Source organism: Aestuariivivens sediminicola (assembly GCF_022662015.1).
Taxonomy (GTDB): Bacteria; Bacteroidota; Bacteroidia; order Flavobacteriales; family Flavobacteriaceae; genus Aestuariivivens; species Aestuariivivens sediminicola.
Genome location: NZ_JAKMCM010000009.1, coordinates 22593 through 42355 on the forward strand (window position 1 = coordinate 22593; position 19763 = coordinate 42355).

Sequence of the window (19763 nt, forward strand, 5' to 3'; positions counted from 1 at the left end):
TCAGTTTATCTTGCGTATTTATGAGCATAGTGCCCATTATGATAAAATTTTATTTTTACTAATCTGTACCCTAAGTCAAATTTAATATTAGAAAATCACTAAACATTATGAGACAAATACTTTTCCTGGTTGTTTTTAGCATGAGTGCTCTAAGCTATGGTCAACTGGATGATAAAATGACTACTATTGATTTTGTGCAAATACTGAATAACAACAAAGATGAAGCAGTATACTACTACAGCAACAACTGGAAAGTCCTAAGAGAAATGGCTCAGGAACGAAACTACATAGCCTCCTTTCAAATCTTGGATACCCCTTTCAGTGAAGTGTCTCCCTTTCATTTTATGCTCATTACGACTTATGCCAATTCCTATCAATATGAATCAAGAGAAGCGCACTTCGGGGAACTGATAAAAGAAAAAGGGGCCTTACGATTAATGAATGAAAAGCAACCTAATGAATTTAGGAAAACCCTATTCAGTAAAGAAGGGATCCGCCATTGGAAATGAAACTAAGCATTCATCCTTAATACGAGACCATCAGCTATGAAATTTACTGATAAGGTTGATCTTCCATAATTTTTAATTACCTTAGAAGCATTGGCATTCATGTCACCATGTCCTAAACCCTTTGCTTGACCCAAGTTAATACACTATCATATGGGACATCAACAAGCATGGTCCAGAAGGCGATTCAGTAAAGCAATTTTTTATGCTCAGTGCCTTATGGCCTCTGGCACATTAACCCTTCCCCTCGCGTGTACCACCACAAAAAAATCCAACAGCGATATCCTTTTAAATGATGCTCAACAGGAGACCTTAACATGGGCCATGGATGAACTTATTCCATCCAATGGCATCATGCCTTCAGCTTCCGAAATAGGTGGTGTAGCCTACATCCTGTCCATTATGAAAGCGCTTCCGGACCTCAGCCCTTTGTTCGAGGGCCTCATTGCTCATATAGATGAGCAGTGCCAATATCAATTTTCAAAAATCAAATCAGCGGAACGCATTGCCGTATTGAAGCACATCGAGAAACATCAACCACATTTTTTTAAGGTGCTGAAAGAGTTTACCTATGAAAGCTACTACACCAACGAAACCGTATTCCCATTAATTGGCTATGAGCCTTATCCAACAGGGTCTAAGGGTCCTGAAATGGAACCATTCGACGACACTTTATTGGATCGCGTGAGGGCACTAAAACCAACCTATATAAAAATTTAAGCTAATGAAGGATGAGGCTATTGATGTTTTGGTTATCGGAGCTGGCGCTGCCGGAGCATCCCTTTCGTGGCGCCTGACCGAAAAAGGCGCAAAAGTGGTGTGCCTGGAGCAAGGGGGCTGGATCGACCCGTCAACCTTTCCTTCGCTGAAAACCAATTATGAGACGCACCTCATGCGGGACCGCGATTTTAGTCTGAGTCCTAATATGAGGAAACTGCCGGAGGACTATCCCGTAACCAGCCATGGTGATAATCCCCCATTTATAATGATGTTTAATGCTGTTGGCGGATCGACCATTCACTGGCAGGGCATTTTCCCTAGATTCCATCCTTCCGATTTTAAAGTGAGAACCCTGGATGGCATTGCCGATGACTGGCCTATTTCTTACCAGGAATTGGAGCCCTACTATAATTTTAATGATGCCATGATCGGGGTTTCGGGACTATCGGGTGATCCCGCGAATCCACCGCGCCCACAACGGCAAACCCCACCCCTACCCATAGGGAAAATGGGACGTACCTTGGTTAAGGGTTTCGAAAAACTGAACTGGCATTGGTGGGTAAATGATCAGGGGATTATATCCAAAGCCTATAAGAACAGGTCTCCCTGTATGCTTCATGGAAAATGCATGTTTGGCTGCCCTATGGGAGCGAAAGCGACCACAGATAGAACCTACTGGCCATTGGCCATAGAAAAAGGGGCAGAAATCAGGACCTGGTCCCGTGTCAAGGAAATTACGATAAATAGAAAGGGAAGGGCCACAGGTGCCATTTATTTTGATAAAGAAGGACAGATTCATGAAATAAAAGCCAAAGTAGTGGTTATCTGTTGTAACGGTATTGGGAGTCCCCGACTGCTGTTGAATTCGAAATCCAATTTATTCCCGGATGGTTTAGGCAATTCCAATGGCTTGGTAGGAACACATTTTATGGTGCATCCTAACCTATTCGTTAATGGCATTTTCGAAGAAGACATGGATAGCCATATAGGCCCAATGGGTAGTCCATTATACAGTCATGAATTTTATGAAACTGACGAGCGACGTGGCTTTAAAAGGGGATATATGCTATACGGTGAACGCAGCTTCGGTCCACTGAGTCAGTCCTCTGATATACCCTGGGGTGCAGGGCATCACCAGGCATTTGGCGAACAATTTCCACATCAGGTAGGGCTCACCGTCCTGATTGATGATATACCGGAACCTACTAACACTGTTGAACTGGACGACAACATCGTCGATTCCAACGGTATTGCTGCAGCAAAAGTGACGTATTCGTTATCAGAGAATTCCAAACGCATGTTAGAACACGCTGCCGAAAGTGCAACACAATTACTTGAAGCTACCGAAGCAAAAAAGATAACTGTTCCCGATCCTTCAAACATGGCACATTTGATGGGCACTGTGAGAATGGGAACTTCGGAAGGCAATTCGGTGGTTAACAAAGACCATCAGGTGCATAGTGTGCCCAATTTGTTTGTAGTCGATGGCAGTTCCTTTACAACCGGAGCGGGGGTTAATCCAACTTCGACCATCATGGCCCTGGCATTACGCGCCGCAGATCGAATTTGGGAACGACGCCTCGAGTGGCATTAATTATTATTTCATCGAAATAAAACGGAGCAGCCGAAAACCGAACAGAGTAGGCATCATATAAACAACTACATCATGAAAAAAGGAAGTATTAAAGTGAGTCTGTTTTATCCTGCCAGTCAGGAAAAACCATTTGATATGGATTACTATCTTAATAAACATGTTCCAATGGTCGTTGGTCTCCTGGGCGATGCCATACTTGGTGCCACTATAGAAAAGGGTATTTCCGGTGCTGATTCCGGTTCTGCAGCACCTTATGAAGCAATGGGAAATATCTATTTTGAATCTCTGGATAGTTTCCAGAATTCATTTGGGGCAAACGCCAATACAATTTTGGCAGACATTCCTAATTACACAAGTGCTGAACCGGTAGTACAGATCAGTGAAGTCTTAGTTTAATCTTCTCCCTTACTACGATGTAAGAAACCCTACTCCATTTTTGTTAAGAACCACGGGGCAGCCGAAAACCGAACAGAGTAGGCGTTACATAAAACTCTATAACAATGAAAACACACGTCGATCTGAAAACCATAGTTCTACTGTTGGTCTTTTCTATCAGCTTCATTACGGGCTGTAAGAACCAAACGGAGGAAACCCCAGAAATCACTTCAGAACCTGCATTTGACTTAACCGTGGCAAAAGCAGAGATTGAAGCTGTAAATAAAATTTTTGAAGAACGTTTTATGGCAAAAGATTCTACAGGTGTATCCAATTTATACACCTCTGATGCAAAGTTCATGATGACTGGGAGCCCTGCCATAATTGGAAAAAAGAACATCGAATCAGTCATGTCCGGTTTTATTAAATCGGGTGTCACAGGTCTTGAACTAAAGACTATAGATGTTTGGGGTACGGAGAACTGGATTACCGAGGAAGGAGAATATACCTTATTCGCTAATGAAAATCAGATAGATCAAGGCAAATACCTGATACTCTGGAAAAATGTAGATGGACAATGGCTGTTTTTCAGGGATATTTTCAACTCAAGCGTGGCAGCACCCGCTGCGGAGTAATACGAAGTCTGTTTCTTGTTTAAGGGCACTTCAGGTTATCCCGGTCCTATATATGTTAGGATCGGGATTCATTTTTAATTATCCTTGTGATTCTAAAAAAGCGAGTACGTTGGCCTCAATGCGCTCCTGAATATTGGAAACATCCGCCTTAATGAAGGGTTCACCTGTAATGTTCTCGTAAAGCTCTATGTAACGCTCGCTAACTGTTTCAATATAGTCATCGCTCATAAATGGGACCTCCTGCCCTTCTAATCCCTGAAATCCGTTACGTATTAACCACTGACGCACAAATTCCTTACTTAGTTGCTTTTGGGGTTCCCCTTTGGATTGCCGTTCCTCATAACCATCCGCATAAAAATAACGCGATGAATCCGGGGTATGAATTTCATCAATTAATAAGATCTGACCGTTCTTGGTTTTTCCAAATTCGTATTTCGTATCTACCAAAATCAACCCTCGTTCCGCAGCTATTTCAGATCCTCGCTTGAAGAGCTTTCGCGTGTAGTCCTCGAGAATCAGATAATCGTCTTCGCTTACAATACCTCGTTTTAAAATATCCTCACGAGAAATATCCTCGTCATGATTCCCCTTTACGGCCTTTGTTGCCGGAGTTATTATCGGTTCTGGAAATGCATCATTTTCTTTCATTCCTTCCGGCATAGGCACACCACACAACATGCGTTTACCAGCTTTGTATTCGCGTGCCGCATGACCTGACATATATCCACGAATAACCATTTCTACTTTAAAGGGTTCGCACATATGTCCTACTGCTACATTCGGATCGGGTGTTGCGGTCAACCAATTCGGGACTAAATCTTGAGTGGCAGCCATCATTTTTGTCGCAATCTGGTTAAGTATCTGACCTTTATAGGGTATCCCTTTGGGCATAACTACATCGAAAGCCGAAAGTCGGTCGGTAGCAATCATGATCAATTGCTCATCATTTATATTGTAAACTTCACGCACTTTACCTTTGTAAATGCTTTTTTGCCCGGGAAAATTGAAGTTGGTATCTGTTATCGTATTCATTGCATTAGTCACAATACGTACTATTTAAGTTAAAATTCACTAACTACTATTTTTTAGCCCAGATTGCAGCGGCATCCTTTTATTTGATGATTATTTGGATATGATCTCAGGGTCTTAACATCAAATAAAAGATACAGCGTAAAGCTGGTTAAAGCTCCTAAACAAATCAAGACTCTCTATTTTCAATACTGTTATAGGCCTCGATTACCTTTTTCACAAGTTTGTGTCGTATGACATCCTTATCGTCTAAAAATACCATGCCCACACCTTCAACATTTTTTAAGATGAGTAAGGCTTCCTTAAGTCCTGAAATGGTTCGGCGAGGTAAATCGATCTGACCTGGATCTCCGGTTAACAGAAATTTGGCGTTTTTCCCCATACGCGTTAAAAACATTTTCATTTGAGCATGGGTTGTATTCTGACCCTCGTCTAAAATAACGAAGGCATTGTCTAATGTTCGACCACGCATAAATGCCAATGGCGCTATTTGAATGGTCCCATTTTCGAGATAATGTGCTAATTTTTCGGGAGCGATCATGTCCCTGAGGGCATCATATAGCGGTTGCATATAAGGATCTAACTTCTCTTTTAGATCGCCTGGTAAAAAACCAAGATTTTCGCCCGCTTCAACTGCGGGTCGTGTTAAAATGATACGCTTTACCGATTTGTTTTTTAAAGCCTGAACGGCCAATGCTATTCCCGTATAGGTCTTTCCTGTTCCGGCAGGCCCTATGGCAAAAACCATATCGTTTTTACGCATACTTTCAACCAGTTTTCTCTGATTGGTCGTCTGGGCCTTGATCACACGGCCACTCACACCGTGTACAATTGCTTCACCGCTGTTATTCGATGTTTTATAGTCGTCGCTATTCCTACTGGTAAGCACACGTTCGATGGTATTTTCATCCAATTTATTATAATTGGCAAAATGCTTCAACAACATGGTAATACGATGGTCGAATTCTTCTAATAATTCCTCATCGCCGTATGCTTTAATTTTATTTCCTCGGGCTACGATTTTTAGTTTTGGGAAGTAATTTTTTAAAAGTTCGATGTTTACGTTATGGTCTCCAAAAAATTCTTTGGGTGTGATTTGTTCAAGTTCGATAATAATTTCGTTCAAAGGCTCGTTTTTTGTTTATAACTTCATAAGGATATAAATGAATTACCGTATAAATCCTATTGAATGTTTTGTTAGTTTTTCAGGTATTTCTTATTTTACAACAAGGACCTTAAATCCTTACTTTTTGTTGTTAATACAAATCATGAAAACAAAAATTTATGTAGGTTTGTATTTAATTTGTAAAACTCAAAAATACATAAATTTGAGTGACCTAATTAGAAAAAAATATCAACAATTTTGCCAATGGCGATAATAACATTAACCACCGATTTTGGTGAAAAAGATCACTTTGCTGGCGCTACCAAAGGGGCAATATATAGTGAACTGCCCCATGTTAGAATTGTTGATATCTCCCACAGTGTTTCTCCATTTAACATTCCCGAAGCTGCCTATATTATCCAGAACGCTTACAATAGTTTTCCAAAAGGGACCATTCACATTATCGGCATTGATTCTGAAATCAATCCTGACAACAAACACATTGCTCTAAAACTGGACGATCATTTTTTTATATGTGCCAATAATGGTATCATGAGCATGATTTGTTCAGAAATAGCGCCCGAAAAAATTGTTGAAATTAACATTCATGATAAAATACAGACCAGCTTTCCTGTTCTTGACGTCTTTGTAAAGGTGGCTTGTCATATTGCCAGGGGAGGCACCTTAGAAGTGATAGGAAAACCTATTAGTGCCATTAAGCCCATTAAAAATGTGATGCCTTATGTTAATGATGACAAAACTCAAATTATTGGGAGTGTCATATATATTGACAATTATGGGAATGTGGTTACCAATATCAAGCGATCGTTTTTTGAAAATATTCAAAAAGGACGGGCATTTGAGATTTCTGCGCGAAATCATAAATTCAAAAAAGTCTATAATAAATATAGTGACATTGTAAATTTTGACATACCTGAGGACAAACGTCATGATGAAGGTCGGGGTCTTGTTGTATTTAATTCCGGACAGTTTTTAGAAATTGCTGTTTACAAGAGCAATCCCAATACTGTTGGTAGTGCCTCGACACTAATGGGATTGAAATTAATGGATACCGTTAGTGTGAATTTTATTAAAAAAAGTGTTGAGAATATTCCGGAACGTCCCCTAAAGGCCGAATTAAATGAGGATATATGATTGTTCGAATTGTAAAAATGGGCATTTGCCCGGAGCACATCGACACCTTTGTTAAACAGTTTATGACAAACAAAGCAGATATCAGGAATTTTAAGGGCTGTGATTTTCTTGAATTATATAAGGACATCAATGACCCAACGCTCTATTTTACGTATAGCTTTTGGAAGAGTGAATCGGCCTTGGAGCATTACAGAAAATCGGAATTATTCAAGACCATTTGGGCTAAAACAAAGCCTTTATTTAATAAAAAGCCTGAAGCTTGGAGCCTGAATAGAATTGAAACCATTTAGTAAAATAACCAACTGTTCCGGTAAACTGTAAAATGTTATATATTCGTGCATTGATTTTTTGTTCAGAGGTGATATCTAGGTTATTTATTGTAGTCTGTAAATCCAACCTAAAAACTAGTCCTAAAGTTAAACAACGCTAATGTTCGCCATACTTAAAAAAGAAATAAATTCGTTCTTTGGATCACCTATCGGTTATTTGGCCATTGCGATCTTTTTAGTTATCAATGGATTATTTTTATGGTTGTTCAAAGGTGATTTCAACATTTTAGATTATGGGTTTGCCGACCTCTCTGCTTTCTTTTTACTAGCACCCTGGATTTTAATTTTTTTAATTCCCGCAGTGACCATGCGCAGTTTTTCGGATGAGAAAAAACAGGGCACTTTAGAGTTGATACTAACAAAACCCATTTCACCTTTAAATATTGTTTTGGGTAAATATTTTGGAGCCTTTGTCTTAATTGGGATAGCACTTTTGCCCACATTACTTTATGTCTATTCGATCTATGAATTGGGTAATCCAAAAGGAAATTTGGATATAGGGAGCACCTTAGGCTCCTATTTCGGACTTCTGTTCGTAGTGTCTTCCTACACTGCCATTGGAATTTTTTCCTCCTCCTTAACGAATAATCAGATAGTGGCATTTATTACAGCGGTTTTTTTGTGTTTTATATTCTATATCGGTTTTGAAGGTATCGCCGATTTTATGTCCATTAACGGTATAGAGCAGTTGGGAATGAGTTACCATTTTAAAAGTATGAGCAGAGGGGTTATAGATACGCGAGATATTATCTATTTTATAAGTGTATCTGCTTTTTTTATTGTATTGACCAAAGGCATCCTATCAAAAATTAAATCATGATCCTTACAGCACCCTTTGTAATATTGATGATTTTGGTTTTTGTATTGATGTATCTTTTTGCGAAAACCATAGACCATCGAAAATGGGTCATCTTGGTAATTGCTCTGGTATTAACCCCCCTTATTTATTTTTACGTAGTGTATCCTCTTTTAAATATTTTCAGCAGCTACCACCATGAAAAATATTTCGATAAAATGGCCTGGAAGGAAAAACCTGCTGTGCGATATGAAATGAGTGGGGATATCATTGACAAAAAATTACTTAAGGACAGAAGTAAGACCGAGGTCGAGCATTTGTTGGGTACGTGCGACTGGTACAGCTGGGATGATTCTTTAAAATTCAATTCTCCGGACCACTGGAATTATAATCTTGGTGTGAAACCCGGGGCTTTTAATCGTGCCAATGAGTATTTGGAAATTAGTTTCGAAAACAACAGGGCCAAGCACATTAAACAATATCAAATAGAAAAAACATTTGAATAAATTCATAAAACATAGCGTGGTGATGCTTATTGCCATTTTGGTTGTTAATGTCATAAGCAATGGATATTATAAGCGTTTCGATTTAACAGAAGATTCTCGATATACTTTAAGTGATGCCACCTTAAGTATCCTGAATAATATAGCAACGCCTATGGAAATTGATATCTTTTTAAAAGGTGATGATTTCCCGTCAGAATTCAGACGTCTACAGAATGAAACGCGCCAGTTATTAGAAGAATTCACAGCCAAAAACAAGGCGATTACCTTCAAATTTATAGATCCTCTGGAAAATGAAAATCTCAAGGAGCAAAACATTCAATCGTTAAGCCAACGCGGTTTAGATCCGATGCAATTAAGTGTTCAGGAAAACGGTAAAGCCTCTCAAGCAGTGATATTCCCTTGGGCCTTGGCGAGTTACAATGAATTAACCGTGAGTATTCCTCTGATAAAAAACAAAATAGGGAGCACACAACAGGAGTTGGTAACCAATTCGGTTCAACATTTAGAATATGCCTTTGCAGATGGATTTAATAAATTGACGCACCCCAAGCGCAATAAGATAGCCATCCTGAAGGGTAATGGACAATTAAAGGATCTGTATATCGCTGACTTTTTAAAAAAATTGGGAGAGTACTATTATATTGCACCTTTTACCCTTGATAGCGTTACCACCAATCCTCAAAAAACACTTGATGATTTAGCACATTTTGACCTCCTTATCAATGCCAAACCCACTGAGGCATTTACGGAGGATGAAAAACTAGTATTGGACCAATATATCATGAACGGTGGTAAAAGTTTGTGGCTTATAGATGTAATTGCCATGGATAAGGACAGTTTAATGAATGATGCCGGTACCAATTTTGCCGTTCCGAAAACCTTAAATCTTACTGATTTTTTCTTTAAGTATGGTGCAAGGATAAATCCTTTATTGGTTGGCGACCTCTATTCAGCACCTATAATGCTGGCCACGGGAAGCGGCAATGACACCCGGTTTATGCGATTGCAGTGGCCTTATTCTCCATTGGCCTCTGGCAATGCCAACCACCCTATTAGTACCAATTTGAATTTGGTAAAGTTCGACTTCGCTAATCAGATAGACACACTGAAGAACGACATAAAAAAAACAATCCTGCTCCAAAGTTCTGAATTAACCAAACTGGAGGGGACGCCGAAGGAAATACAACTGGAAAAAGCTACCGAAAAGCCAGATCCATCGCTATACAATAAGGGCCGCCAAAATCTCGCTGTATTGTTGGAAGGCGAATTTACTTCGGTTTATAACAATCGAATTAAACCTTTCAAACTATCGGAAACGAAAAACAAAAGTCATCCTACGAAATTAATTATTGTAGCCGATGGCGATGTTATTAAGAATGAAGTAGACAGGAACCGTCCCCTGCCCTTGGATTTTGATCGTTCAAGTAACCAACCGGTTGGAAATAAAGAATTTTTACTAAATGCTGTGAATTATTTATTGGATGATGACGGACTTATAAACATTCGCAGCAAAGAAATTGCTCTAGCCTTCTTGAATCCTCAAAAAATAGCGGATGAAAAATCGAAATGGCAGTTTATAAATATTGGATTACCACTGGTCTTATTAACAATCTTTGGATTCACTTTCAATTACTTTAGAAGGAAAAAATACAGGTTGTAAATGTTAATAAGTTTGTTTCCAATATTAGACTGTATCGAATATATTTGTAGGATAGCTTTTATAAAATTGAAACGTCAAAATTATTGATATAATCATCGTGTTCCTGTGGGTATAGCATTACAAACGATACCTCTTTAAAATCGTGATGGTTTAGATCTACCTTAAAAAAATATAAAGATTAACTAATGAAATTTATAGTATCTAGCACTTATTTATTAAAACAATTACAAACTCTGGGTGGTGTTATCAACACATCAAACACCCTACCTATTTTAGATAATTTTCTTTTTGAATTAGAGCGGTCGAAACTTACTATTTCAGCGAGTGACTTGGAAACTACAATGTCATCAACCTTAAATGTGGAAAGTGAGAGTGAAGGCAATATTGCTATTCCTGCACGTTTGCTTTTAGATACTTTAAAAACTTTTCCGGAGCAACCCCTCACCTTTGTTGTTGAAGATAACAATACCATAGAAATTAGCTCGAATCACGGTAAATATGCCTTGGCATACGCCAATGCTGATGAATTTCCAAAGGCTGTTTCTTTGGAGGATCCGAGTCAAACGGTCGTTATGGGTGATGTTCTGGCAACAGCCATAAGTAAAACGATTTTTGCAGCGGGAAATGATGATTTAAGACCAGTAATGAGCGGTGTGTTCTTTCAGTTTTCTTCTCAGGGCCTAACGTTTGTTGCTACCGATGCTCATAAATTGGTAAAATATACACGTGAAGATATAAAGGCGAATCAGGTAGCCGAATTCATCATGCCAAAGAAGCCGCTAAACCTATTAAAAGGGATATTAGCCGGTAGTGAAGAGGAAGTGACGATTGAATACAACGATTCTAACGCAAAGTTTACATTTGACAATTCTGAACTTATTTGCCGTTTGATAGATGGAAAATACCCTAATTATGAAGCTGTTATTCCACGTGAAAACCCAAATAAACTCACCATTGGCAGAACTCAGTTTTTAAATTCTGTAAGACGGGTAAGTATATTTTCCAATAAAACAACGCATCAGATCCGTTTAAAAATTGCAGGGGCGGAACTCAATATATCCGCTGAAGATATTGATTACAGCAATAAAGCAGAAGAACGATTGACCTGCGACTATCAGGGTGATGACATGCAGATTGGATTTAACTCACGTTTTTTAACGGAGATGCTCAGTAATTTGGGCTCGGAGGATGTTCAGTTGGAAATGAGTCTGCCAAACCGAGCTGGAATTCTTACTCCGGTTGACGGCCTGGATGAGGGTGAACAGATTACCATGTTGGTCATGCCCGTCATGCTTAATTCCTAATGGAAGACCTGTTTTAAATTTTATTATCAAGTAAAAACGCTCACCACAAGGTGAGCGTTTTGCTTATCTCATTCTAACTATAACTAACTAATAAACTTAAGAGATAAAGGGTATTTAGGAATCTCTCCCTTACTTGCTTTGATGGCATTGATAATAGGAAAAATTATGGATACAATTCCGAGTATTAAAAATCCGAGTAAACCCAGACCAAAAAGTAAAATTAATGGAATACACAAAATGCAGTATATGATTAAACTTAATTGAAAGTTAAGAATGTTTTTTCCATGTGCATCCATTTGATATACCCTTTCCTTTTGGGTTAACCACAATATTAATGGTAACAAGAGGCTTCCAAAACCTAGAATGAGTATAATTAGCTGACTTAAATGGGTTACAACAAGTAATTGATTATCTTCTCTCATGATGTTATTCGAATTTTGATTGACGCTTATTTGACGCTGGGGAATTAAAAATGTTACATCTTGATCATTACGGATGAATGTAACAGGAAAATTGGTGGCTTTATGATTGATAAACCAAGAGGACATTCAAATACTGTTCATTATAAGTTAACAGATTAGATCCTAATAACAAAAGAACAACATCTAAGGTACTTTTTCCAATAAGGCCTTGAATCTTGGTTCATCTCTCAGTGAGGCAAATTTAATATCCTGGCCCAAACCCCAAAAGAAGAGCCCTTGCCCTCCAACTTCATAATCCTTTTCTAACCATTTCAAGGTATTCTCGACATCGCCCAAACCCATATAAATAGTAGCTATCATATAAGGTGGCACATAGACCAATTCATTTTTATTTAATTGGTATTCCAATATTTTTTTTGCCTTCTCACGCTCTCCCACCATGCCATAGCAATATCCTAACATCCAGTTGGTATGAGAGGCTACACTTCTTGATGTATATAATTTTATAGCTTCATCATATTTTCCAAGACCAGACAAATTTGAAGCTTTCATCCATAATAACATATTATCATCTGGGAACCGTTTTAAACCATCATCTATCAAATCTATAGCCTTTTGAAATTCTCTCATATAGTAGTAGGCCTGTCCCATATCGCCAATGTATTTAGTGGATAAAGGATCTAATTTTAATACCTTATTGAAATTCGCTTCCATTAACTCCAAATTACCTTCAAATGTATAGATCCATGCTAATTTATTGTAAGCACCAACATAACTCGGGTTAATTTCAATAGCCTTTTTAAGGTAAAGAATGGCGGTTTCCTTTTCGTATTTGTAATAGCTAATAGCACCCAGTGCTCCAAATGTTCCTCCATCGTTAGAATTAATGGCTAAGGCTTTCAATGCAGGTGTTGAAGCCTGTTCCAGCATTTTTTTGGGGGACTCCCTTCCCCAAAAAATATATTCAAGATACGTTTCGGCGACACCTACATAAGCGCGACAAAACTGAGGATCCAAATCTATTGCCCTTTGAAATAAGGCCTCGGCCTTTTTTAACTCCTCAACCTTTCCCCCACCTCTATGCAGGAACATTTGGGCTTCCTTAAACGCCGTGTACGCCTCTGGATTATTAGTTGGCTCGTTACTTAATCGTGACTCTTCAGTGTCACTCAATGTTATTTTCAGGGCATTTGCAATAGCCTTCGAGACATTGCTTTGTATTTTAAATATTTGAACCAAAGTATTATCATAAGTATCAGCCCATAAATTTTTATTACTGGCCGCATCAACCAAATTGGCATTTATGCGGACCTGATTCTTGTCCAGGCGAACACTTCCCTCCAAAATATAATTCACTCCTAACTCTTCTGCAATGTCTTTTATGGGTTTATCGGTTCCTTTATAATGCATGGCAGAGGCCCTGGAAATGACTTGAATATGCTGAATTTTTGAAAGATGGGTAATGATATCTTCAGTTATACCATCGGTAAAAATATTGGATTCACTACTGTTATTCATATCAGCAAAAGGAAGTACGGCCAATGTTGGTTCCTTCAATTCAAAATCCTCACTTGGTCTTTTCATGATGAAATACATAAGAACGAGGATAATCAATGATAGAAAGATGAGCGAGTAAATGCTCTTCTTACGATAACTTTTATAAACTTCGGAATCCTTGGGTTTTGTTTTCCCCTTTAAAGAATTTTTTTCAGGTATTACAAGGCTTTCGTTACTTACGGCAAAAATTGGAATCACCTTGTTCACATTTTTAAATTCAACTGAATCGATAAAACGTGTCGTTATATCCCTCTGATTTCTAATTTGGTCATTCACCTTATCCGAAATCAAGATACTCCCTGCAACTGCCAAAGACTCTATTCGGGAAGCAATATTAACGGCATCTCCAATGATATCTGAATCTGTTCTTATAATATCACCGACATGCACACCAATTCTAATAGGAACAGCGGGTTCTTCGTTGAAAGCCCTTTGCATTTCAATACCACATTTTATGGCTTCGACAGAACTTCTAAAAATACTTAAAGTACCATCACCAAAATATTGTATAAGTTCCCCATTATACTTACTTGTAACCGTATCAAAAATTTCTCGATGCTTGGCTCTAATAAGCATAGCTTGCTTTTCGTCGTCCTGCATTAAAGAGGTATACCCTTCAATATCCGTAAACATAATCGCAACAAGTTGTCTATGCTGTGCCATAATTATCTCAATGATTCTCAACTAATTTAAATAAATATCTTCAAAAAATGCTTCTTTTAAAATACCAATATTAAATACCTCTGTAATAATTTTTATCTTTAGCCTTACAATACACAGGATAATGTCCAATATGGTATCGATAGAACGCGCAGAATTTTTATCTAAAATCCCCTTTTTTTCAGAAGTATCAAAAGCCTCTTTAGTAAAACTAAGCGATCACATTTCTGAAGAGACCTATGTGAAAAATGAAACCGTTTTTAAAAAGGGGGATGAGGGACATGCCATGTATGTTATTGCAAACGGAGCTGTTAAAGTTCATGACAAGGAACATATTTATCATACTTTCGAATCCGGTCATTGTTTTGGTGAATATGCCTTAATAGATAATGACACACGCTCGGCATCCATAACAGCTTTAGAACATACAAGAGTACTGAAAATTGAGCGTGCTCATTTTATGGAATTAATGAAATCCGACAGTGGTTTTGCACAGGGTATTTTAGCAGTAATGATTAAGCGTCATCGCGAACTGGATGCCATTCAGGAACGATTGGCTTCTTCTAAACAAGCTGTTGAAATGGCAAATAGTCAATTAAATGGTCTTATAAATGGTGCTATGGATGCCATTATCATGTTTGATAGCCAGTATAAAATAGTCCTGACCAATGCATCTGCCAACAAACTCCTGGAAAATGAGGACACTAAGCATAGAAACCTACTCTTTTTTTTGGCTGAAGAAAGTGCGCGTATGTTGCAGGATATTGTGAGCTCGGAAACTTCGAAAGGATCAACCAACACCTATCTTCCCAATATTATTAAAGTCATTGGGTCAAATGAGACAGAAACCATTAATGAAGGCACCATCAGTACCTATGGCAATGATGATCATACCTATTATACACTCATTTTAAGAAATATTGAGGATCGGATTAATGCGGAGGAAACCATTACATTACTTACTAAAAAGACAGAATACTTAGAGGAAGAAATTCAAGAATTAACAAGTAGTTACGGTATTATTGCCGAGGATCAAAGTATGAAATCTGTTTTAAACCTGATCCATCAGGTTGCAAAAACAGATGCTACTGTATTGATTCAAGGTGAAACCGGAACCGGAAAGGAACTGGTTGCCAGAGCGATTCATAAGGAGAGTAAACGAAATGATAAACCACTGATTCGTATAAACTGTGGTGCCATACCCGCTAACCTTATTGAAAGTGAACTATTTGGACATGAGAAAGGTGCTTTCACCGGAGCCACCGCAAGTAGAAAAGGACGCTTTTTACTGGCTGACAAAGGCACCATATTTCTCGATGAAATTGGAGAATTGCCCCTAGATCTTCAGCCAAAATTATTGAGAATTATACAAGAGGGTGAATTCGACCCTGTAGGAAGTTCGGAAACTCTGAAAGTTGACGTTCGCATTATTGCAGCCACCCATAGAAATCTTTTGGAGTTTTCTAAAGCCGGGAAGTTTAGAGAAGATTTGTATTACCGTCTGAATGTGTTTCCTATTGAAGTCCCTCCTTTAAGACATAGAGGAAATGACATTCATTACATTGCAGAAGAAATGATAAATCAGTTTTCAAAAAAACTGAATAAACCACAGATTACCCTGAGTGATAACGATAAAACAATTTTAAAATCCTATCATTGGCCCGGTAATGTACGTGAGCTTCAGAATTTAATTGAACGCGCAGTGATCGTTTCTCAAAATGGAATAATTAACTGGCAGTCCATTATACCGAATGAGCGCTCTGAAACAAAGCTGTCCAGTGAAACTGCGACGGACCAAATTCTAAGCGCAAAGCAATTAATTGCACTGGAGAAAGAAAACATTTTAAAGGCCCTAAAACAAACGCGATGGAAAATTTCGGGAAAAAACGGTGCAGCCGAACTTTTACAAATCCCTCCTACAACATTGGCATCAAAAATAAAGGCATTACAGATTGAAAGGCCTGTATAAAATTTTTTATATCCATTTTAGCGTACCACCACGAAGAATCTCACGATATTTCGTGAATTACAAACGAAACTTCGTTAAATCATGATTTCTCGGAGGTAAACTTTATTCTTCTTTAGGATCTAAGCATCTGGTTTTTAATTATTTAAAATTAATGGCACGGCACATGCTAATATAATGTCAAACATTTAAAAATCATTTAACAGTTAAAAATTTAAACACATGATTCCAACAGCAAACGTAAAAAATGGAGTAAACGTAGATCAATTAGTTGATACTATTGGTGCCGTACAACAGGATCCAGAATTGGCCAAGTTTGAGTTTAGGGCAAAAAACAATTGGATAGACGGCGGTCACTGCGTATCCAGCATTAAAAGTTTTTATGGTGTGGGCGCAGAAGACAGTTCAAGAGAGGAGCCTTTCACTATGGAATGCAGTCATCCCCAGGTCCTGTTGGGAAATGATGAAGCAGCCACTCCTCCGGAAGTTGTGTTACATTCCCTGGCATCCTGTCTAACCGGTGCAATGGTATATCACGCAGCCGCGAATGGTATCACTATCGAAGGAGCAGAGTCCTCCATTAGTGGAGGGATGGACTTACAAGGGTTTTTAGGACTAAAACCAGAAATACGTAAAGGTTTTAACGGAATTAAATTTACCTTAAAAGTAAAGTCTGATGCCACAACAGAGCAACTTGATTATTTGGCCAGGTTTTCACCTGTATTCGATATGATCAGAAATCCCACTCCCGTTTCAATTGAAATTGAAAAGGTTTAGATAAGGTTTGATACACGGCAACTTACTTTTAAGAGCTTATTTTTATTGATCATTAAAATCTGTATATCAGGTATCAAATAGACTGAAATCGTGGGAAGCGAAAGAATTCGAATTACTCAAGAGAGGTAAAAGTAACATTGATACTTTAAAAATCATTTAGACAACATTGTATAGCCAGTCCATTTTTTTTGTAATTTAATGTTATACAAGTATCTTTAAGCATAGATTTTACCTGAATATTGAAATTCTAGCCTTCGGAATTGTAATCATACCCCAGATTTATAACAAACTAAACAAGCTGTTGTTTCCTCAAATCATTAAAGGATTCAATGTTATGCATGTATTTCATAGCGTATTATCAGATGGAACTATTTCATTCTTATAAAAAAATAATAAAACCGATACTCATCTATTTTGGAGCCTTAATGGTTCTGGCCATTGGTGTTGCCCTGTATTGCTACGGGGCCATACCGAGGGACCTGTTCAAAAGCAAATATGCCCCTTCCAAAATATATTACATGAATTATGATATCGCTGTTCTGAACGACACAAAAGATAATGATCTGTTAAAATACGGATATGAACTTTTTTCGAATACACCGCAGTATATTGGTCCGGACAATGGCAATGAAAACATGGTCTATCAAGGCAATCGCCTGGCCTGTAAAAATTGTCATTTAGGTTTGGGTACTAAACCTTATTCGGCTCCTCTAATTGGAATTATTCAACGTTTTCCGCAATATCGGGGCAGGGAAAACAAAATAGGTACTATTGAAGAGCGTGTAAACGGTTGTATGGAGCGGAGTATGAATGGCAAGATGCTACCCGAAGACAGTAAAGAAATGAGAGGTATCATTGCCTATCTCGAATGGCTTAGTCGCTATGCGCCGGATGACGGTAAAATAAAGGGAACCGGTTTCTTGAAAATTAAAATTCCTGAAAGAGCGGTAGATTTAAATCATGGAAGATCAGTTTTTGAAAAACATTGTATAGTTTGTCACGGAAAAGATGGACAAGGATTAATGCGTGAAGATGGATCTGCTTATGAATATCCCCCGCTATGGGGCGATAACTCATACAACAACGGTGCGGGGATGACAAGAGTTATAACTGCAGCTCAATTTATAAAAGGTAATATGCCTTTTGGAACAACTTATGATGCCCCTATATTAACAGATGAAGAGGCGTATGATGTGGCTGGATTTATTAATTCACAAAACCGTCCAAAAAAGGCCAATCCGGAAAAAGATTTCCCTGACTTAAAGAAGAAACCGGTTTCCACACCTTATCCTCCATTTGCGGATAACTTCCCTATTGAACAACACAAAATGGGGCCATTTCAACCCATTATGAATTATTATAAACAAAAATTTAAAATCACTAAAACCAAGTAATTATGAAAACAATGAAGAACAATTCAAGACGACAATTTTTAGGAGCTCTAGCACTTGGAGCAACTGCCAGCACCATTTCATTGCTGTCCAATCCGATGTATGCCGAGACCACCATCTTTAACGACTCCAAAATGAAGGAAGCGGAAGATTGGTTTGATAAAATTAAGGGCTCCCAAAGGGTTGTTTTTGACGGCTCTACACCACATATGGGACTTCCAATTCTTTGGAACTGGGCATTTTACCTTTCTAACAATGGGACAGATGTACCCGATAGCGATATGACCGCGATGTCGGTATTGCGTCATACAGGCTTATGTATCGCGTTTAAAGATGAGTTATGGGCAAAGTATAAGCTGGGGGAAGTTTTTGGTGTAAAAGATTACACAGGTGAATTTGCTGTACGGAATCCGTATTACGAACCAAAAGATGGCGATTACCCTATTAACGGTCCGGGAGGATTAAAAAGCCAGGCCGAAAGGGGTGCTATGTTCTGTGCCTGCGATTTGGCTACCAAAGTATATAGTAACAAAGTTGCTGAAAGCATGGGTCTAAATCCTGAGGAAGTATATGAAGAATGGGTGAATGGCGTCCTAGATGAAGTTAAACTGGTTCCGTCGGGTGTTTGGGCACTTGCCAGAGCTCAAGCAAAAGGATGTGGCTATATATTTGCCGGTGAATAATATAATTCTCAAAACGATGAAATTCATATCAAACATAGTGTGGGCTTTACTATTTTCTACAATTTGCCTAGCCCAGGAAAAGCCGGTTAAAATCGTTTTCGATGTGACCAGCTCAAATACTAAAGTTCATGAATCGACCATAAGGCACGTAAAAGCAATGTCCAATGCCTATCCGGATTCGAAATTCGAGGTGGTCATGTACAGTGGCGCCATGGATATGGTTTTAAAAGACAAATCGGTTGTCGCGGAGGACTTAGAGATGCTTGCCAATAAAGACAATATCGATTTTGTAATATGCCAGGGCACCATGAAACGACATGATGTCGATTCTGACGACTTAATATCGGGGGTTAGAAGTGTCCCTGATGGTATTCTTGAAATTATTGAAAAACAAAAAGAAGGCTGGGGTTATATAAAAGAAAGCCAGTAATAATTTCATGAACCGAATGTGACCTTGAGGTCATTTGTATGTCATATTGAGCGCAGTTCATATGTTCTGTAATGGGAATATATAAGATTTCACCTGCAACTGTTAGGTGGGCACTGCGTTCTAAATGACATAATTTAGTTTTGTGATATTTTTATCCTTGAAT

At 38.4% G+C, this 19763-nt stretch carries 20 protein-coding genes; 16 read left to right on the forward strand and 4 right to left on the reverse strand.

Translation table 11 applies throughout. The annotated features are described in order from the left end of the window. The first annotated feature begins 107 nt into the window (after positions 1-107). The 5 genes from MR041_RS14720 (at position 108) to MR041_RS14740 (ending at position 3830) form a co-directional block, all read left to right on the forward strand. Positions 108-509 (forward strand): hypothetical protein, encoded by a 402-nt coding sequence (locus MR041_RS14720; RefSeq protein ID WP_242095013.1) that lies wholly within the window; start codon positions 108-110, stop codon positions 507-509. 150 nt (positions 510-659) lie between these two features. Continuing rightward, positions 660-1226 (forward strand): gluconate 2-dehydrogenase subunit 3 family protein, encoded by a 567-nt coding sequence (locus MR041_RS14725; RefSeq protein ID WP_242095014.1) that lies wholly within the window; start codon positions 660-662, stop codon positions 1224-1226. Between the two features lie 4 nt (positions 1227-1230). After that, positions 1231-2820, forward strand: coding sequence for a GMC family oxidoreductase (locus MR041_RS14730; protein ID WP_242095015.1), 1590 nt, complete (start codon positions 1231-1233; stop codon positions 2818-2820). Positions 2821-2892: 72 nt separating this feature from the next. Next, a complete protein-coding gene (locus tag MR041_RS14735; protein ID WP_242095016.1) occupies positions 2893-3216 on the forward strand; it encodes an EthD family reductase in 324 nt (107 codons plus the stop codon). Positions 3217-3320: 104 nt separating this feature from the next. Then, the gene (locus MR041_RS14740) at positions 3321-3830 is read left to right on the forward strand and encodes a YybH family protein (protein ID WP_242095017.1); all 510 of its coding nucleotides are present in this window, start codon (positions 3321-3323) and stop codon (positions 3828-3830) included. A gap of 78 nt (positions 3831-3908) precedes the next feature. Here the strand turns inward: MR041_RS14740 and MR041_RS14745 are convergent, their stop codons facing one another. Together MR041_RS14745 and MR041_RS14750 are read right to left on the reverse strand one after the other, a co-directional pair. Then, positions 3909-4862 (reverse strand): phosphoribosylaminoimidazolesuccinocarboxamide synthase, encoded by a 954-nt coding sequence (locus tag MR041_RS14745; protein ID WP_242095039.1) that lies wholly within the window; start codon positions 4860-4862, stop codon positions 3909-3911. Positions 4863-5028: 166 nt separating this feature from the next. Further along, complete coding sequence (locus MR041_RS14750) at positions 5029-5985, reverse strand: PhoH family protein (RefSeq protein WP_242095018.1); 957 nt, start codon at positions 5983-5985, stop codon at positions 5029-5031. Between the two features lie 243 nt (positions 5986-6228). Here MR041_RS14750 and MR041_RS14755 point away from each other — a divergent pair, with 243 nt between their 5' ends. From MR041_RS14755 to dnaN, 6 genes are all read left to right on the forward strand, one after another. Further along, a complete protein-coding gene (locus tag MR041_RS14755; RefSeq protein WP_242095019.1) occupies positions 6229-7119 on the forward strand; it encodes an SAM hydrolase/SAM-dependent halogenase family protein in 891 nt (296 codons plus the stop codon). After that, entirely contained in the window at positions 7116-7409 is a 294-nt protein-coding gene (locus MR041_RS14760) for a putative quinol monooxygenase (RefSeq protein WP_242095020.1), read from the forward strand. Before MR041_RS14755 ends, MR041_RS14760 begins: the two co-directional genes overlap by 4 nt. Before the next feature lie 139 nt (positions 7410-7548). Then, entirely contained in the window at positions 7549-8268 is a 720-nt protein-coding gene (gene gldF / locus MR041_RS14765) for a gliding motility-associated ABC transporter permease subunit GldF (protein ID WP_242095021.1), read from the forward strand. Further along, entirely contained in the window at positions 8265-8750 is a 486-nt protein-coding gene (locus MR041_RS14770; protein WP_242095022.1) for a hypothetical protein, read from the forward strand. Before gldF ends, MR041_RS14770 begins: the two co-directional genes overlap by 4 nt. Further along, positions 8743-10410 (forward strand): gliding motility-associated ABC transporter substrate-binding protein GldG, encoded by a 1668-nt coding sequence (gldG, locus tag MR041_RS14775; protein ID WP_242095023.1) that lies wholly within the window; start codon positions 8743-8745, stop codon positions 10408-10410. Before MR041_RS14770 ends, gldG begins: the two co-directional genes overlap by 8 nt. Before the next feature lie 185 nt (positions 10411-10595). Next, entirely contained in the window at positions 10596-11714 is a 1119-nt protein-coding gene (gene dnaN, locus MR041_RS14780; RefSeq protein ID WP_242095024.1) for a DNA polymerase III subunit beta, read from the forward strand. 83 nt (positions 11715-11797) lie between these two features. Here dnaN and MR041_RS14785 read toward each other — a convergent pair whose 3' ends face one another. Both MR041_RS14785 and MR041_RS14790 read right to left on the reverse strand, forming a co-directional pair. Continuing rightward, a complete protein-coding gene (locus MR041_RS14785) occupies positions 11798-12262 on the reverse strand; it encodes a DUF4870 domain-containing protein (RefSeq protein WP_339328758.1) in 465 nt (154 codons plus the stop codon). A 57-nt stretch (positions 12263-12319) separates the two neighbouring features. Further along, positions 12320-14356 carry an adenylate/guanylate cyclase domain-containing protein gene (locus MR041_RS14790; protein WP_242095025.1) on the reverse strand — a complete coding sequence of 679 codons (2037 nt, stop codon included), beginning with the start codon at positions 14354-14356 and terminating at the stop codon, positions 12320-12322. A gap of 121 nt (positions 14357-14477) precedes the next feature. Between MR041_RS14790 and MR041_RS14795 the strand changes: the two genes are divergently transcribed. From MR041_RS14795 to MR041_RS14815, 5 genes are all read left to right on the forward strand, one after another. Further along, positions 14478-16322: a sigma 54-interacting transcriptional regulator gene (locus MR041_RS14795; protein ID WP_242095026.1), complete on the forward strand. Its 1845-nt coding sequence runs from the start codon at positions 14478-14480 to the stop codon at positions 16320-16322. A gap of 219 nt (positions 16323-16541) precedes the next feature. Then, complete coding sequence (locus tag MR041_RS14800) at positions 16542-17096, forward strand: OsmC family protein (RefSeq protein WP_242095027.1); 555 nt, start codon at positions 16542-16544, stop codon at positions 17094-17096. Positions 17097-17458: 362 nt separating this feature from the next. Further along, on the forward strand, positions 17459-18490 hold the full coding sequence (locus tag MR041_RS14805) for a c-type cytochrome (protein WP_242095028.1): 1032 nt from the start codon (positions 17459-17461) through the stop codon (positions 18488-18490). Between the two features lie 2 nt (positions 18491-18492). After that, positions 18493-19170: a twin-arginine translocation signal domain-containing protein gene (locus MR041_RS14810; protein WP_242095029.1), complete on the forward strand. Its 678-nt coding sequence runs from the start codon at positions 18493-18495 to the stop codon at positions 19168-19170. A gap of 16 nt (positions 19171-19186) precedes the next feature. Continuing rightward, entirely contained in the window at positions 19187-19600 is a 414-nt protein-coding gene (locus tag MR041_RS14815) for a DsrE family protein (protein ID WP_242095030.1), read from the forward strand. The last annotated feature ends 163 nt before the right edge of the window (positions 19601-19763 follow it).

What these genes read in the sequence shown, in the direction of transcription:
- MR041_RS14720 (WP_242095013.1), top strand. Translation starts at nt 108, where the DNA reads ATGAGACAAATACTTTTCCTGGTTGTTTTTAGCATGAGTGCTCTAAGC.
- MR041_RS14725 (WP_242095014.1), top strand. Translation starts at nt 660, where the DNA reads ATGGGACATCAACAAGCATGGTCCAGAAGGCGATTCAGTAAAGCAATT.
- MR041_RS14730 (WP_242095015.1), top strand. Translation starts at nt 1,231, where the DNA reads ATGAAGGATGAGGCTATTGATGTTTTGGTTATCGGAGCTGGCGCTGCC.
- MR041_RS14735 (WP_242095016.1), top strand. Translation starts at nt 2,893, where the DNA reads ATGAAAAAAGGAAGTATTAAAGTGAGTCTGTTTTATCCTGCCAGTCAG.
- MR041_RS14740 (WP_242095017.1), top strand. Translation starts at nt 3,321, where the DNA reads ATGAAAACACACGTCGATCTGAAAACCATAGTTCTACTGTTGGTCTTT.
- MR041_RS14745 (WP_242095039.1), bottom strand. Translation starts at nt 4,862, where the DNA reads ATGAATACGATAACAGATACCAACTTCAATTTTCCCGGGCAAAAAAGC.
- MR041_RS14755 (WP_242095019.1), top strand. Translation starts at nt 6,229, where the DNA reads ATGGCGATAATAACATTAACCACCGATTTTGGTGAAAAAGATCACTTT.
- MR041_RS14760 (WP_242095020.1), top strand. Translation starts at nt 7,116, where the DNA reads ATGATTGTTCGAATTGTAAAAATGGGCATTTGCCCGGAGCACATCGAC.
- gldF (WP_242095021.1), top strand. Translation starts at nt 7,549, where the DNA reads ATGTTCGCCATACTTAAAAAAGAAATAAATTCGTTCTTTGGATCACCT.
- MR041_RS14770 (WP_242095022.1), top strand. Translation starts at nt 8,265, where the DNA reads ATGATCCTTACAGCACCCTTTGTAATATTGATGATTTTGGTTTTTGTA.
- dnaN (WP_242095024.1), top strand. Translation starts at nt 10,596, where the DNA reads ATGAAATTTATAGTATCTAGCACTTATTTATTAAAACAATTACAAACT.
- MR041_RS14785 (WP_339328758.1), bottom strand. Translation starts at nt 12,262, where the DNA reads ATGTCCTCTTGGTTTATCAATCATAAAGCCACCAATTTTCCTGTTACA.
- MR041_RS14790 (WP_242095025.1), bottom strand. Translation starts at nt 14,356, where the DNA reads ATGGCACAGCATAGACAACTTGTTGCGATTATGTTTACGGATATTGAA.
- MR041_RS14795 (WP_242095026.1), top strand. Translation starts at nt 14,478, where the DNA reads ATGTCCAATATGGTATCGATAGAACGCGCAGAATTTTTATCTAAAATC.
- MR041_RS14800 (WP_242095027.1), top strand. Translation starts at nt 16,542, where the DNA reads ATGATTCCAACAGCAAACGTAAAAAATGGAGTAAACGTAGATCAATTA.
- MR041_RS14805 (WP_242095028.1), top strand. Translation starts at nt 17,459, where the DNA reads ATGGAACTATTTCATTCTTATAAAAAAATAATAAAACCGATACTCATC.
- MR041_RS14810 (WP_242095029.1), top strand. Translation starts at nt 18,493, where the DNA reads ATGAAAACAATGAAGAACAATTCAAGACGACAATTTTTAGGAGCTCTA.
- MR041_RS14815 (WP_242095030.1), top strand. Translation starts at nt 19,187, where the DNA reads ATGAAATTCATATCAAACATAGTGTGGGCTTTACTATTTTCTACAATT.